General features: G+C 37.1%; 15 protein-coding genes and 1 pseudogene. 13 read left to right on the forward strand and 3 right to left on the reverse strand.

The genetic code is table 11. The features are described from left to right. Window positions 1-598: 598 nt before the first annotated feature. Genes ureA through NON16_RS15870 form a run of 8 tightly spaced genes read left to right on the forward strand, consistent with a single transcriptional unit; the run spans window position 599 to window position 6,300 of the window. Window positions 599-901 (forward strand): urease subunit gamma, encoded by a 303-nt coding sequence (ureA, locus tag NON16_RS15835; RefSeq protein WP_257350381.1) that lies wholly within the window; start codon window positions 599-601, stop codon window positions 899-901. 36 nt (window positions 902-937) lie between these two features. Next, entirely contained in the window at window positions 938-1,306 is a 369-nt protein-coding gene (gene ureB / locus NON16_RS15840; RefSeq protein WP_257350382.1) for an urease subunit beta, read from the forward strand. Further along, on the forward strand, window positions 1,303-3,018 hold the full coding sequence (gene ureC / locus NON16_RS15845) for an urease subunit alpha (protein ID WP_257350383.1): 1,716 nt from the start codon (window positions 1,303-1,305) through the stop codon (window positions 3,016-3,018). The genes ureB and ureC overlap by 4 nt, the downstream gene beginning before the upstream one ends. Window positions 3,019-3,034: 16 nt before the next feature. Continuing rightward, the gene (locus NON16_RS15850; protein WP_257350384.1) at window positions 3,035-3,478 is read left to right on the forward strand and encodes an urease accessory protein UreE; all 444 of its coding nucleotides are present in this window, start codon (window positions 3,035-3,037) and stop codon (window positions 3,476-3,478) included. Further along, window positions 3,420-4,160: an urease accessory protein UreF gene (locus NON16_RS15855; RefSeq protein ID WP_257350385.1), complete on the forward strand. Its 741-nt coding sequence runs from the start codon at window positions 3,420-3,422 to the stop codon at window positions 4,158-4,160. Before NON16_RS15850 ends, NON16_RS15855 begins: the two co-directional genes overlap by 59 nt. Window positions 4,161-4,196: 36 nt before the next feature. Next, window positions 4,197-4,835 (forward strand): urease accessory protein UreG, encoded by a 639-nt coding sequence (gene ureG / locus NON16_RS15860; protein WP_257350387.1) that lies wholly within the window; start codon window positions 4,197-4,199, stop codon window positions 4,833-4,835. Window positions 4,836-4,860: 25 nt separating this feature from the next. Beyond that, window positions 4,861-5,616 carry an urease accessory protein UreD gene (locus tag NON16_RS15865; RefSeq protein WP_257350388.1) on the forward strand — a complete coding sequence of 252 codons (756 nt, stop codon included), beginning with the start codon at window positions 4,861-4,863 and terminating at the stop codon, window positions 5,614-5,616. 27 nt (window positions 5,617-5,643) lie between these two features. Then, entirely contained in the window at window positions 5,644-6,300 is a 657-nt protein-coding gene (locus tag NON16_RS15870; RefSeq protein WP_257350389.1) for a sulfite exporter TauE/SafE family protein, read from the forward strand. Between the two features lie 437 nt (window positions 6,301-6,737). Here the strand turns inward: NON16_RS15870 and NON16_RS15875 are convergent, their stop codons facing one another. Beyond that, complete coding sequence (locus NON16_RS15875; RefSeq protein ID WP_257350390.1) at window positions 6,738-6,869, reverse strand: FbpB family small basic protein; 132 nt, start codon at window positions 6,867-6,869, stop codon at window positions 6,738-6,740. A 304-nt stretch (window positions 6,870-7,173) separates the two neighbouring features. Next, window positions 7,174-8,265 (reverse strand): carbohydrate kinase, encoded by a 1,092-nt coding sequence (locus tag NON16_RS15880; RefSeq protein ID WP_257350391.1) that lies wholly within the window; start codon window positions 8,263-8,265, stop codon window positions 7,174-7,176. Window positions 8,266-8,768: 503 nt separating this feature from the next. Here NON16_RS15880 and NON16_RS15885 point away from each other — a divergent pair. The 5 genes from NON16_RS15885 (at window position 8,769) to NON16_RS15905 (ending at window position 14,369) form a co-directional block, all read left to right on the forward strand. Then, a complete protein-coding gene (locus tag NON16_RS15885; protein WP_257350432.1) occupies window positions 8,769-9,719 on the forward strand; it encodes an EamA family transporter in 951 nt (316 codons plus the stop codon). 452 nt (window positions 9,720-10,171) lie between these two features. Then, on the forward strand, window positions 10,172-11,173 hold the full coding sequence (locus NON16_RS15890; RefSeq protein WP_257350392.1) for a carbohydrate kinase family protein: 1,002 nt from the start codon (window positions 10,172-10,174) through the stop codon (window positions 11,171-11,173). Next, entirely contained in the window at window positions 11,174-12,100 is a 927-nt protein-coding gene (locus NON16_RS15895) for a pseudouridine-5'-phosphate glycosidase (RefSeq protein WP_257350393.1), read from the forward strand. 129 nt (window positions 12,101-12,229) lie between these two features. Further along, window positions 12,230-13,411, forward strand: a complete 1,182-nt coding sequence (locus tag NON16_RS15900) for a NupC/NupG family nucleoside CNT transporter (RefSeq protein WP_257350394.1) — start codon at window positions 12,230-12,232, stop codon at window positions 13,409-13,411. 28 nt (window positions 13,412-13,439) lie between these two features. Further along, a complete protein-coding gene (locus NON16_RS15905) occupies window positions 13,440-14,369 on the forward strand; it encodes a nucleoside hydrolase (RefSeq protein ID WP_257350395.1) in 930 nt (309 codons plus the stop codon). A 158-nt stretch (window positions 14,370-14,527) separates the two neighbouring features. Here NON16_RS15905 and NON16_RS25700 read toward each other — a convergent pair. Further along, a pseudogene (locus NON16_RS25700) lies at window positions 14,528-14,828 on the reverse strand (GABA permease); the annotation flags it as partial. Between the last annotated feature and the right edge of the window lie 150 nt (window positions 14,829-14,978).

The following is a 14,978-nucleotide window of genomic DNA, read 5'->3' on the forward strand; positions in this document are numbered from 1 at the left end:
TGGAAGGGGTTTTGACCGTCCACCCTGCGTCAATATGGTTGTTCAAAAGTAAGTTATAACAGACCATAGCAAATTGTGCTAACGCATGTTAGTAAGGTAACGATTATTCCTTTAAATGTAATGCTTTAGACAATCGTAACAACTATGTGAAATTTTTCACAAATTTTATTGTTTTACTCAATCCAACTATGCTATAATTCGATAGTCAAGATCATTCCCTCGATTTTGGCAATTAACTCCTCTCTTTATATGAGCTCATTCACTTCCCTACAGCCTTGTAGTCGACAGTGATATTCCTATTCGTTCAAATTTTAAAACCGGTTAAACTACAAATAACTTTGTCTTTGTTTTTTGCTTCGAGATCCATGGTAGGAAAAAGCAAGGGGACATATATATCAACATAATCAGGTTTCTAGTCGTCTAGACTTGAGTTTGTTATGAGATTTATATGACCATACTGAACATGTAGTCGATGTTTTTTTAGTTTGGAGAGAAAGAACGGGCCCGGTCACCTTCCTTGCTTGTGCATAGTATTTCGAAGCTCAATCAAATCAATCATGATTTGTTTATTTAATTATGGAAAATGAGGTGAAGCAACGTGAAACTAAACCCGGTTGAGCAAGAAAAATTGATGTTATACTTTGCCGGCGAACTCGCTTTAAATCGTAAAGAAAAAGGTTTGAAATTAAATTATCCAGAAGCGGTTGCTATAATCAGCCGTTTTATTTTGGAAGGTGCAAGGGAAGGAAAAACAGTAGCCCAACTGATGAGTGAAGGTAAACATGTCCTTACACCTGAAGATGTGATGGACGGCGTTCCCGAAATGATTAAAGACGTCCAAGTGGAGGCAACTTTCCCTGACGGTACAAAACTTGTAACGGTCCATACACCCGTTCAATAACAACGAAATGAACAATGGATTGAGGAGGCGTTAATATTGATACCTGGTGAATATAAGATTGCTAGTGGCGATATTGAAATCAATACCGGAAGAAAAACAAAGACTATCCGTGTTGCAAACACTGGAGACCGACCGATTCAAGTCGGTTCCCATTATCATTTCATCGAAGCCAACAAATATTTAGATTTCCAGCGTGAAGAAACAGTCGGTATGCAGTTAAACATCCCATCTGGCACAGCTGTGCGGTTTGAACCCGGTGAGGAAAAAGAAGTGGAGTTAACCGAAATTAGCGGTCGACAAAATGTATATGGTCTAAACAACTTAACGGACGGTTCAATTGACAATAAAGAAGAGATTATCGAAAACGCGGATAACTCGGGATTTAAAGGAGCGGATGCCGAATGAAAATCTCTAGAGAAAATTATGCAAATATGTACGGACCTACTTCAGGTGATATGGTTCGGCTTGCAGATACCGATCTATGGATAGAAATCGAAAAGGATTACACACATTACGGTGATGAAGGTGTATTCGGTGGCGGTAAATCTTTACGTGTTGGAATGGGGCAAAACGGTACCCAAACGCGACTTGAAGGAGTACTTGACGCTGTGATAACCAACGTTGTTATTATCGATTATACCGGAATCGTGAAAGCCGATGTTGGCATGAAAGATGGAAGAATTGCCGGAATTGGAAAAGCCGGAAATCCCGATACGATGGATGGTGTTGATCCGAACATGGTGATCGGTGTCGGAACGGAAGTTTACGCTGGCGAAGGTTTAATTGCGACAGCTGGAGCAATTGATACACATATTCATTTTATCAGCCCCGACCAAGTGGATGTTGCGCTTGCCACAGGAACTACCACAATGATTGGAGGGGGGACAGGCCCTGCTGCAGGTTCGAAGGCAGCAAGCTCCACCCCTGGGGAATGGAATATCTTTAAAATGTTAGAAGCTGTTGAGAATTTACCAGTTAACATTGGGTTGTTAGGAAAAGGAAGTGCTTCCACACAAGAACCGCTGATTGAACAAATCAGGGCCGGGGCTATTGGCCTGAAAGTTCATGAAGACTGGGGCGCGACTCCTTCCGCACTTCATCAAAGCCTGACCACTGCTGATGAATATGACGTCCAAATTGCACTTCACTCAGATACGTTAAATGAGGCAGGATTTGTCGAAGATACGCTCAAAGCGATTGACGGCCGGGTGATTCATACGTTCCACACAGAAGGGGCAGGCGGCGGCCATTCCCCGGATATGTTAAAGATGGCATCGTATCCGAATGTACTGCCTGCGTCAACAAACCCAACAAAACCATTTACCACCAATACGATTGATGAACATCTGGATATGATGATGGTGTGTCACCACTTGTCACATGACGTTCCTGAAGATGTCGCTTTCGCTGATTCCAGAATTCGTCCAGAGACAATAGCCGCTGAAGATATCATGCACGACCTCGGTATTTTAAGCATCATGTCATCGGATTCGCAAGCAATGGGCCGTGTGGGAGAAATGATTATTCGTACATGGCAGACAGCTGATAAAATGAAGAAACAGCGAGGCACCTTACCAGAAGATCAAGGAAAAGATCATGACAATTTTAGAGCCAAGCGATACGTTGCAAAATATACGATCAATCCGGCCATTGCCCAAGGGATCAGCCATGAAATCGGTTCGATTGAAGTTGGGAAATTAGCGGACATCATCCTATGGGATCCCATGTTCTTTGGTGTTAAACCCGAAGTTGTCATTAAAGGCGGATTGGCTGCTTACGCACAGATAGGTGATACGAATGCTTCCATCCCAACACCACAGCCGATGATGGCTCGGCGGATGTTTGCCTTCCATGGTAAAGCCACGGCACTTACGAGTATGACATTCCTACCGAAAGTAGCTGTCGATAATGCGATTCCGAAACGTCTTGGATTGCAAAAACAAATCGGGGTTGTTAAAAACTGCCGGAATATTGGAAAAAAAGATATGAAATTGAATGCTGAAACCCCGAAAATTGATGTCAATCCGGAAACATACGAAGTGAAGGTGAACGGCGAATTGATACGTTGTGAACCGTTTAGCGAGCTTCCTATGGCACAACGGTATTTCTTATTTTAAAGGGAGGAGAACGGGCATGCTTATTCAAAAAGTTATAAGGAACATTGATGATGAAAAAGAAGCGCCAAAACGTCGTGAGTGGATTGAATTGGACTGGGAAGAACTAAATAAACGTATCTTACGCAAAACAACGGATCAAGGTACGGATGTGGCCATTTCCCTGGATCAGGATCAACCCCTTCACTTCGGTGACCTTATATATGAAGATAAAGAGAGACAAATCGCCGTACGGACAAAGCTTGAAGAAGTGATCGTTATTCATCCGAAGACGATTACTGAGATGGGTAAAGCCGCTTTTGAACTCGGGAACCGTCATACACCGTGTTTGATAAGTGAAAATGAGATTATTGTTCGATACGATCATACATTGGGAAAATTGCTAGAAGAGGTTGGTGTCGGTTATGAGCGTTCAGAAAGAAGATTCAAACAACCGTTTAAATACCGGGGGCATCAGCACTGAGCAACAGCTTCTCCACCTGTTTCAGATACATGATTCAGCGTTTCCAATTGGCTCCTATACACAGTCTTTTGGGATGGAAACGTACATTCAGCAAAATTTGATTACAACGAAACAAGAATTGGTCGATTATTGCAAATCTTATTTGTTTTATAACCTGGCCTGCGGGGATGCGATTCTTGTTAAAGAATCGCATCAGGCTGCAGAAAATAAAGATTATGACAAACTTGTCTATCTAGAGCAGATTTGCAACGGAATGAAATTGGCGCGGGAATTGCGAAGTGGCAGCATAAAGATGGGCAAACAGTTCCTGCAAACGGTATTGCCGCTCGGTGAATCTGAATTAATGAAAGAATGGAAAAGCAGGTTTGATGATAAAGAAATCAAAGGTCATTATGCCGTTTTGTATGGTATTTATACTGCCAGTCACGGTATTGATAAAGAAAAGACCGTTTCTAGGTTTTTATACGCCTCCATTAACGGGCTGATACAAAATGCGGTTCGAGCCGTCCCGCTTGGACAAAACAGCGGTGTACAAGCTTTGTATGAGTTACTTTCACTAATTGAAGAAGCGGGAAACTGCGTAATGAACTACACATTGGATGATTTGTACAATAATGCATTGGGAATTGAAATGGCGTCGATGAAACACGAATACCTATTTTCGCGCTTGTTTATTTCATAATTTTCGGCGTCGTCACATAAAAAGGAGTAGATGAACATGAAACCAGTACGACTTGGAATTGGTGGGCCTGTTGGTTCAGGAAAAACCTCACTTGTAGACAGATTAACAAGTGAACTTTATAAGAGGTATGAAGTAGCGGTCATTACAAATGACATCTATACGAGAGAGGATGCCGAATTTTTAATAAAGAGCGGCGTTTTAGAAGAAGACCGAATTATTGGTGTCGAAACAGGAGGATGCCCGCATACAGCGATCCGAGAAGATGCTTCGATGAATTTTGAAGCTATTGATCAATTGAAAACAACGTTCAGTAATTTGGATATTATCTTTGTGGAAAGTGGTGGGGATAACTTGTCGGCGACATTCAGCCCCGAGTTGGTCGATGCTTATATCTATGTGATTGATGTCGCAGAAGGACAGGATATCCCCCGTAAAGGTGGACCGGCATTATCTCGTTCGGATTTGCTTATGATTAATAAAATAGATCTTGCTCCACATGTAGGTGTAGATTTGGATCAAATGGAAAGCGACACACAGAAACTGCGCGGTGGACGTCCATACGTATTTACTGACTTAAAAAGTAAACAAGGACTGGATGAAGTGATTAACTGGATCAAACGTGATCTATTATTAGAGGGGGCCGATTCCTCTGGAACAAATACTTCAACCGCCTAAAATCAATCATCACGGAAAACTATTGTTGGAATTCCAGAAGAAAAATGGCCTAACATGTTTAACAGACTGCTTTCAACAATCACCGTTAAAAGCGAGCCGTGCATTATATCTTGATGATAAGGAAAAGGCCACGGTTTACCTCATGGAATCGTCGGGTGGACTGGTAGCCGGAGACCGTAATGAATACAAGGTTCACTTAAAGAAACAGGCTAATGTCTGCCTTCTCCAGCAATCGGCAACAAAAGTATATCCGTCTTTGAATGAACTTTCTTCCGCTCAACATGTCTCTGTGCAGCTTGATGGAGGGGCGCGTTTGGAATGGATGCCGGAGGCGATTATTCCTTTCAAAGACGCAAAATTTAATGGAGATACAATGATTCGGATGAAAAGGGATTCAACACTATTGTGGGGGGAAATCATATCGCCCGGGCGCGAAAAAAGAAATGAATGTTTTTACTATGATGAATTCCGGTCAAGTTTTCAAATTTGGGTCGAAGAGGAGTGTCTTGCTTATGACACCCTCCACCTTTCCCCGACAAGGATGCCGCTACAACAGATCGGATTACTCGAAAAATCTTTATATATTGGTTCATTGTGGTTTGTTTCGCCAGAAGTTCAATCTATAAGTATAAGAGATTTACATGATAAATTCAAAATCTCCAAAGATATCAATGCCAGTGTTACAGGCTTGGAAGGGAAAGGACTTCATTTCAGGTGGCTTGCCACCGATTTATGGGCGCTGAAGAAGGAAATGAATAAAATATGGAATCAGTTAACTTAGAGTAGAATTATTAAAGGGGGATAAGAAATGGAAATCAGTTTTTTAACAGTTTTATTGTTCGGTTTTATATTGGGGGTTAAACATTCACTCGAACCTGATCATATTATTGCTGTCTCAACCATTGCCAGCAAAACGAAAACGTTATGGCGGTCTTCACTCGCAGGTGTATACTGGGGGATCGGGCATACGGTGACATTATTTATAGTGGGACTTGTATTGATTGTCCTCAAAGCAGAGGTCAACGAAGTATTTGCGTTGTCACTCGAATTCCTTGTTGGAATTATGCTCGTTTATCTTGGAGTTACGAGTATGTTTGTTTATAAAAAGAGGCTGGTCGAACAAAAGGAATACTCACGGTCACCTCATATTGCGTACGGAAAGTCTTTCTTGATTGGAATTGTACATGGTCTGGCCGGAAGTGCGGCAATGATTTTATTGACGGTTTCTACCGTATCCAGCGTATGGCAAGAAGCGGTCTATATTATTGTGTTTGGAGCTGGAACCATTGTCGGGATGCTATTTTTTACGACTCTCATTGGTGTCCCGTTTGTGTTGAGCGCTGACAAAAAAAGACTTAACCGTTTGCTCACACAAGTGACTGGGGGCATTAGCGCGGTATTCGGGATCTATTACATGTATAATCTCGGCATCACGGAAGGATTGTTTAAACTATGGTTAGAATAAAGCATCATTCTATATATCTTTTTTGGCCTTCCGCGTAGTTATTGCACTTTTTATATAAAACTTGGGCTGTACCGGCCTCTTTAAACTTATTTAAAATTCGATTGGCGCTAGTGGAGGAACTGTCGGTTAGGACAGTTCCTTTTACTATTTTAGTACCGACCGATATGGAACGATCAGAAATATGGCTCTTTTTGATTGTTCTCAAGTTGTTTACGTTGAAATTCGTTAAAGATCATTTTACTCATTATTTATTCAACGTTCTCTCTAATTGATTTCATTATAACGGGTTCTCTGTGATAAACCACAAAAAATCTCGAATAGTGGACTTTTTTATAAGTGTCCATTATTCGGGATACAGTTCATCTTTCCTCCGCTCAGATTTTTTAAACAAGATTATGTCAAAAAAAGAGAGGCCGGAAGCTTAACTCCAACCTCTGTTATAATGGTTTGTTTAATTGTTTGTCTTCAATCTTCTTTTCGATTTTTTCCATTTCATCTTTGCTGTTTATTAAATATATTTTATTCTCTATCACTAATTGCTTAAATGAAACGTTTCGTGGCTTTCTCATTTCACCAACTCCTTTCATGTAAATCTATATCTCTATTATACTTTATATAACTGTATTAAATTATAACAATCTTATGAAAATTCATTGTATTAAATAACCCCGATCCCCTTAGTTGCGCTTATACTATAGAAAGTATTTTTATACTTTCTTAACGTGCACAAAAGGAAACATCTGCAGGCGAGCAGATGCTTTTTCAACAAAAGAGGGGCAAATATTTTATGGATTTAAGTATTCTATACGAGATAATCATTTCTAATAAAACTAAAAGAAGATATTTCTTCCGTAAAAGTCAAATATGATTTCATCACGAAAACTGCTTTACTAGTTCATGAATTTTTTCGGGTTTTAAAACCGATGAACTAGATTCTTCAGTTTGAAGGGTAAGAGCAGCACCAGCAAGTCCTAGTTGGCAGGCACTACATAGCGATTCTTCGTTCATGATTCCATATATTGCACATGATGCAAATGCATCACCAGCCCCTGTGACATCAACAACATCCGTTTTGAAAGGAGGCAAATGCCCAGATTCCTCAGAAGAGAAATAATAAACCCCTTGATCACCAAGCGTAATAATAACTTTTTGAACGCCACGCTGTTGAATCTTTTCACAGGCTGATTTACAATCCTTGATTGAGTCGATTTTTATTTCAGCAAGCACCTCTGCTTCTTCTCGGTTAGGAATCAGCAGTTCTACTCCGTCAAGTCGAAAAGGAAGTTTTCGTGCCTTGGCTGAAGATACAGGGTCAATATAAATAGGGACGTTTTCTTCAGTGCAGCGTTTAATTAAAAAACTGACACATTCCTTCGGAATATTCGTATCCAAAAAAACAGCTTTTGAGGAAACGATATAGGACCATTTTTCCTCAAACATGGAAGTTGTTATTTTTTCGTATATATTCATATCAGCCATTGAGACAATACTTTCACCAGTAATATCCAATAAGGTGGTAAAAGTCCCTGTCCGTTCTGTTGGTAACACCCATACTTGGCTCACGTTAACTCCTTGACTTTTCGTTTCATTCAGTATCCAGTTACCTTCTTTGTCGTCTCCCACACAAGTCATAAGAGAGGAGTTGCAGCCGAGTCGACTTAAATTTTCAGCAAAGTTGCGTGCTACACCGCCACAAGCTTCAGTAATTTCGACCGGATTGGATGAATATAAACGCACCTTCTGATTTGTACGCGCTTTTCGATCTGTGTTTGCCCCTCCGATACACACGATTGAAGATTCTTCTCGAAGAATATAGGCACGTCCTTGGATTTCACCGCGTCTCGTCAGGTTAGCAATATAATTAGCAACGGCAGGTCGTGATAAACCGACTTTACTTGATAATTCTTGCTGTGAAATAAAAGGATTCATTCTTATATGATTTAAAATTTGTTTCTCTTTATCCATGATACAACCTCATTTCTCCTTAAACAATAATTTAATACATAAACTATTGTTTGTAAACGCTTAATATTAAATGCCATTTTCAAAGCATTCTTATAGCTTAATCATAATAATAACTTTTTTCTGTCTGTTTATTTAGATAGGCGATATTTCTTGCATTTTGGAAATATCGCTTATGTCAAAAATTGCTTAGCGTACAAATTTCTCGTTTTTTTCTCTCAACTCATCTCTTTTCTTAGCTTTCAATCCAAATAGATTTGCTCCTTTAATTCAAATTTCAGCTATATTTATAAATGGGTTTACCACTTTTTCTATTATTTTCATTACTAGATACTGATAAATTATACGTGATCCAAATCTTACTGAGATGACATAGTCAATTCATTATAACCAAAAAAATAGATTGCAAAAAAGTCTATATGTGCTTTATATTGGAGATTATGATTTTTTTGCCATAGGAATGTTAAAAAATCATAATAATAAAAAGGAGGAGTAGAATGCTGAAGATGTATCTATATCCCTTGTTAGTAGTTATAGCAGCTAGTAGTTATGGTGTAGTTTCAACCATCATAAAACTAGCAATGCATAGTGGTTATTCGGTGTCGGAAGCAGTTACAAGTCAATTTTTTATCGGTTTTTGTATCGCTTTGTGTATTTTCTTTCTTTCAAACAGAACAAAATTAAGCTTTAATGGATTTAAAATTCTTATCTTTGCAGGCGTTTTAACAGGGTTGACAAATATTTTATATGGTCATTCTTTGAATTATTTACCTGCTTCTTTGGCAGTTGTACTACTGTTTCAATTTACATGGATAGGCATGTTGATTTCTTGTATAACAAAACGCCAATTTCCTAGTCGTATTGAATTTATTTCTTTAATAATATTGATTACTGGTACCATACCAGCAGCTGGTTTGATTGATGTTGATTTATCTCAAATACCTTTTCAAGGTTGGTTATGGGGGTTATCGGCAGCTCTTTGTTATTCCCTATTTTTATTTGTTAATGGTAGGGCAACTAAAAATATGACAACCTCTAATCGGTTGGTATGGGTTTCTTTTTTTGCTTTTATTATGTCGGCTGTTTTTCAGTCTCCTGAAATTATTTGGAATGGGACTTTGTTTAACGAAGGACTTTGGATTTATGGTTTGGCATTAGGGTTATTTGGCATGATTATTCCAGTTTTCTTATTTACTATTGCAGTTCCTAAAGTTGGATTGGGTATGTCATCAATATTGAGTGCTGTTGAATTGCCAATCGCGGTAATGGTGTCAGTCATATTACTAAGTGAAACTGTTACTACGTTGCAAATAGTAGGTATAGCAATCATTATTCTCGGTATGAGTTTACCAACAATGCTAAATAGAAATATATTATCAGTTGAAAATAAGGCTGTTAAACAAAAAGTAAAAAATAAATCTTACATGTTTGGTGAATTTAATAAACACAGTAGCTAGAATCATTTCAGTTATACGAATACTAGTTCAGACTTACTAGTTGTTACTTTTCGACCCCTATCTTTTAATCAAAATTATAACAGAAAGTGGAATCATTATTGAAAATATATTGCTGATAGACAATGCCTCATCCAATAGATAAAACGGATGAGGCTATTTTGGTTAGGATCAGCATCAATTTTAAGTGCTATTGTGTTACCAATTTTTGTTGTAGATTTTGTTTTGTTAGTACATGAAAGTGTAAATATTGTACAGGTATCTGGTATGGATCTTATATTTATTGGGCTGATATTACCATCAATAAAGGCAATAAATTGCGATGATAAACAAAATAATATGAAATAATGTGTTGGTTTTTATTGAAAATACTATTGACAATTTAAAATGAAAACGTATACTAAACATGTGTTTAATTAATAAACATTTGTAATGAAAAAAAGGGGGGTGTGAAAATGACTGATGATATTAATGAAAATAAAGAATTAATTTTAGGCATGATTAGAGAAAAGGGTTATGTTTTAAATAATACAATCCCTATTATTTGCATAGGGGGAGCTAACGTAGATAGGAAATTCTATGCGAAATATGAAATTACTAATGGAACGTCTAATCCAGTAAAATCCTCTAGAACGGTTGGGGGAGTAGCTAGAAATATTGCCGAAAACTTAGGAAGATTGGGTGAGGAAGTTATACTAATTTCAGGAAGTGGTTACGATTCGGAATGGGAAGAGATTTATAATTTATCGTCACCTTTTATGAATTTAGAGCATGTCGCTCAATTTGAAAATTCGTCAACAGGTTCCTATACAGCAGTTTTAGATAAGAATGGTGATCTATCAATTGCATTTGCAGACATGGATGTTTATGAAACTATTACACCTGAATTGTTGATAAAAAACAGGAATATTCTTAGAAGAGCTAAATGTATCGTAGTGGATTTGAATTGTCCAAGTGAAACGATTGATTTTCTTTGTTCCTTCACATCTAAATATAATATTCCATTGGTCATTATCCCTGTTTCGTCTCCAAAAATGAATAAACTTCCAAAAACTTTAAACGTAGTGAGCTGGCTCATCGTAAATAAAGATGAAACAGAAACTTTTATGAATATTAAAATTAATGATGAGAAAGATTGGGAAAATTCAGTTAAGAGGTGGTTAGAGTTAGGCGTAAAAAATGTAATTGTAACCAATGGATCAAAAGGTGTAATGACAGGTAATGAGACTGGTGAGATTCATTTTTTCCCAGCTATCGAAACGCCAATGGTGGTTGATGTTACAGGTGCAGGAGATTCATTTTGTTCAGGTGTTATATATTCCTGGTTACAAAAGAAAGAGATTAATTACATTATAAAATCTGGTTTGGTCAATGCCCATAAAACAATTATGTCAAAGTATACAGTTAGACCGGAATTATCACAAAAACAATTTATATTAGATATGGAGGCTATTTAAATGAAAAAATATATTGAATTATCTACAGAGGTACAACAAGCAAAAGAGGAAGGAAAAGCAATCGTTGCATTAGAATCTACTATTATTTCTCATGGTATGCCTTATCCTCAAAACGTAAAAATGGCTCGAGAAGTTGAACAAATTGTTCGTGATAACGGGGCTGTTCCAGCAACAATTGCGATCATTGATGGGAAAATTAAAATTGGTTTAACAGATGATGAATTAGAGGTATTTGGTAAAAGTTCAGATGTTGCTAAAGTATCCAGACGGGATTTACCTCAAATTATTGCTACAAAACAATTAGGTGCAACGACTGTCGCAACAACAATGATTTGTGCTGATTTAGCAGACATCAAAATCTTTGTAACAGGTGGTATTGGTGGGGTTCATAAAGGGGCAGAAACCACTATGGATATCTCAGCTGACCTTGAAGAATTAGCTCAAACCGATGTAGCTGTAATTTGTGCAGGTGCTAAATCAATCCTAGATTTAGCTCTTACTCTAGAATACCTTGAAACAAAAGGAGTTCCTGTAATTGGATATGAAACAGAGTGCTTGCCAGCATTCTACACAAGAAAGAGTGAACATCAATTAAACTTCTCTACTAATTCAATCAATGATATTGCTGAAACATTAAAAACTAAATGGGAATTAAACCTTAAAGGTGGAGCAGTAATCGCTAACCCAATTCCTAAGGAATATGCTCTGGACGAGGATTATATCAATGGCATTATCGATCAAGCAATCAAAGAAGCAAAAGAAAATCATATTAGTGGTAAAGATAGTACACCATTCTTGCTAGGTAAAATTAAGGAATTAACTGACGGTAAAAGCCTTGATGCCAATATAGAATTAGTAAAACACAATGCTAAAGTAGGAACTCAAATTGCAGTTAGTTTCAATAAAAAAACTAAAATGAGTTCGTAATTAGTATAAACTCAACTTCTATAAAGTTAACTTTCTCAGATTATTGCTTATAACAATATCAACTAGACTTTATAGAAGTTGTTTTTTAAAAGAGATGAAAACGCTAACATCTAAAGGGAGAGGCTCCACATGAATTTTATATTCTTAATAACAGGAATTTTGCTTGTTTTTGTTATTGCTTTTTTATTTAGTAATAATAGAAAAGAAATAAAATATAAACGAATTCTGATCATGTTAGCTGTGCAGATCGTTTTAGTATACTTCATGATGAATACTAGTATCGGTTTAATTGCTATTACCAAAGTGGGCGTGTTTTTTGAAAAATTAATGGAGATTGCTGATTCAGGAATTCAATTTGTATTTGGTGGTATGGTGAATAAAGGTGCAACAACGTTTTTCTTTGTAGCGTTATTGCCTCTTGTTTTCATCTCAGTTTTAATTGGAATACTAAATTATATAAAAGTATTACCATTCATAATCAATTATTTAGGTCTATTTTTAAGTAAAATAACTGGAATGGGTAAACTAGAAAGCTATTTTGCTGTATCTACAGCTGCATTTGGGCAACCAGAAGTGTTCTTAACAATTATCAAACAAATTCCCCTTTTATCTCCAAAAAGACTTTACACAATTTGTACTTCGGCAATGAGTGCAGTAAGTATGGCGATGGTTGGGGCGTATATGACGATGTTAGAGCCAAAATATGTTGTAACAGCCGTTGTATTGAATATTTTTAGTGCACTAATAATTGCTAATATTATTAACCCATATGATTTAGAAGATAATGAGGATTTAATTCAAATTGAAGAAAAAGAAAGAGTTCCTTTCTTCCAAATGGTTGGAGAAAGTGTAATGGATGGATTTAAAATTGTTATAGTCGTTGCTGCAATGCTATTGGGGTTTATTTCCTTGATGGAATTGATAAATGTGATCTTTTTAGGCATATTTCAAGTTTCTTTCCAAACGGTTATTGGTTATATTTTTGCACCAATCGCATTCCTAATGGGAGTTCCATGGGCAGAGGCTGTACAAGCAGGTGGGATTATGGCTACAAAACTTGTTACTAATGAATTTGTTGCAATGTTGAATTTTGGTGAAATATCAAAACATCTTTCCGATAAAACAGTTGCAATTGTATCCGTTTATTTAGTTAGTTTTGCAAATTTTGGGACAGTAGGTATTGTTGCGGGTTCAATCAAATCAATCAGTGAAAAACAAGGCAGTTATGTTTCAAAATTTGCTTTAAAACTCTTGTTAGGGGCAACATTGGCTTCTGTAATTTCAGGTACAATTATGGGTGTTGTCATTTAATTTTTATTTTATATAGAGGTGATATAGGATGACTGCAAGAAAAATTATTATGGATTGTGATCCAGGTCATGATGACGCAATTTCAATTATTTTGGCTGCTGTGCAACCGGAATTGGAGATTATAGGTATTACGACGGTTTCTGGAAATGCAGAAATTGAAAAAACGACTATGAATGCATTAAAAATATGTGATTTAGTATCCTTAACTGATGTTGTCGTTTCCAAAGGGGCAAGTGAGCCATTGGTTCGGTTTCGAGAAACTGCACCTAGTATTCATGGAGATTCGGGTCTAGATGGTCCGGTGTTGCCTGAACCTTCCCGCAGCTGGAGTGAGGAACATGGGTCTGATACAATCGTTAGACTTATAAAAGAATCAAAAGAGCCTGTTACAATTCTTCCAACAGGACCATTAACAAATATTGCGTTGGCTTTATCCAAAGCACCAGAAATTAAGGACAAAATTGAAGAGATTGTACTTATGGGTGGTGGAACATATGGTAACTGGACACCAACTGCCGAATTTAATATTTGGGCTGATCCAGAAGCCGCAAAAAAAGTATTTGATAGTGGTATACCAACAGTAGTTATGGGGTTGGATATAACACATCAAGCCTTAGCAACAAAAGAGGTTATCGATCAAGTGAATAAAATTGATAACAATGTTGCTAAAATAGTTGGTGAATTATTAGTGTTTTTTGCATCAACATATAAAGAAATGTTCGATTTTGACGGTGCACCAGTACACGATGTATTAACTGTTGCATATTGTGTTGCACCAGAATTGTTTAAAACAAAAGATGTAAATATTACAGTGGAAACGAAAGGAGAGTTTACTGCTGGAACAACCTTAATTGATCTACATGGGATCACTGGTAGAAAAGTTAATGCTAAGTTTGGTTTAGAACTTGAAGTAGAAGATTTTTGGAAGCTAATGATTGAAGCACTTAAAAGGTACTAGAATCTAATATTAAAGGATGTTAATAAGTTTGGTGAAATATATTTGGATTGCAACTAATAACGTAGGGAAAGCTTCATGATTTCAAGAGATGTTTTCGTATTTAGGTTATAAAATAAAAACGTTGAATGATTTACAATGGTGCTCCGAAAAAGGCCGCAGCTATTTAAAGTAATCGCGATTGTTAAGACTAACGCGAGTAACCATAAAGGAATACTTGGATACCATATATGGATAATAGCTGCACCTGCAATTGCTTCAATGGCAATAACGATAACCCATTGAAACCAATAAAGCACCAACTGTTACGCCTGCTCATGGTCCAATTGCGTCTCGTGCATATTCAGAAAATAAACTGCTTGCAGGATTAGCGTGACGATTTCACCCAGTATTTTCATAATGAAGAATTAAAACACTAGAAATTACATAAGAAACTAAGATACCAGGCCCGACCTTGTGTAGGCCTAAATCACAAAGAAAGAGCGCAAAGGGTTTGAGGAGATGCAGACCAAACTTTTCCATTTATCAACAATAAAAAATCAGTTAAATGATAAGTTCTATTTAGGAGAAAGGGCGTCAGAAACATCAGTTGCTACCTTCCCCTAAGTTGTT

Source organism: Pseudalkalibacillus decolorationis, assembly GCF_024609785.1.
GTDB classification, from domain to species: Bacteria; Bacillota; Bacilli; order Bacillales; family Fictibacillaceae; genus Pseudalkalibacillus; species Pseudalkalibacillus decolorationis.

What these genes read in the sequence shown, in the direction of transcription:
- ureC (WP_257350383.1), top strand. Translation starts at nt 1,303, where the DNA reads ATGAAAATCTCTAGAGAAAATTATGCAAATATGTACGGACCTACTTCA.
- NON16_RS15850 (WP_257350384.1), top strand. Translation starts at nt 3,035, where the DNA reads ATGCTTATTCAAAAAGTTATAAGGAACATTGATGATGAAAAAGAAGCG.
- NON16_RS15855 (WP_257350385.1), top strand. Translation starts at nt 3,420, where the DNA reads ATGAGCGTTCAGAAAGAAGATTCAAACAACCGTTTAAATACCGGGGGC.
- ureG (WP_257350387.1), top strand. Translation starts at nt 4,197, where the DNA reads ATGAAACCAGTACGACTTGGAATTGGTGGGCCTGTTGGTTCAGGAAAA.
- NON16_RS15870 (WP_257350389.1), top strand. Translation starts at nt 5,644, where the DNA reads ATGGAAATCAGTTTTTTAACAGTTTTATTGTTCGGTTTTATATTGGGG.
- NON16_RS15875 (WP_257350390.1), bottom strand. Translation starts at nt 6,869, where the DNA reads ATGAGAAAGCCACGAAACGTTTCATTTAAGCAATTAGTGATAGAGAAT.
- NON16_RS15880 (WP_257350391.1), bottom strand. Translation starts at nt 8,265, where the DNA reads ATGGATAAAGAGAAACAAATTTTAAATCATATAAGAATGAATCCTTTT.
- NON16_RS15885 (WP_257350432.1), top strand. Translation starts at nt 8,769, where the DNA reads ATGTATCTATATCCCTTGTTAGTAGTTATAGCAGCTAGTAGTTATGGT.
- NON16_RS15890 (WP_257350392.1), top strand. Translation starts at nt 10,172, where the DNA reads ATGACTGATGATATTAATGAAAATAAAGAATTAATTTTAGGCATGATT.
- NON16_RS15895 (WP_257350393.1), top strand. Translation starts at nt 11,174, where the DNA reads ATGAAAAAATATATTGAATTATCTACAGAGGTACAACAAGCAAAAGAG.
- NON16_RS15900 (WP_257350394.1), top strand. Translation starts at nt 12,230, where the DNA reads ATGAATTTTATATTCTTAATAACAGGAATTTTGCTTGTTTTTGTTATT.
- NON16_RS15905 (WP_257350395.1), top strand. Translation starts at nt 13,440, where the DNA reads ATGACTGCAAGAAAAATTATTATGGATTGTGATCCAGGTCATGATGAC.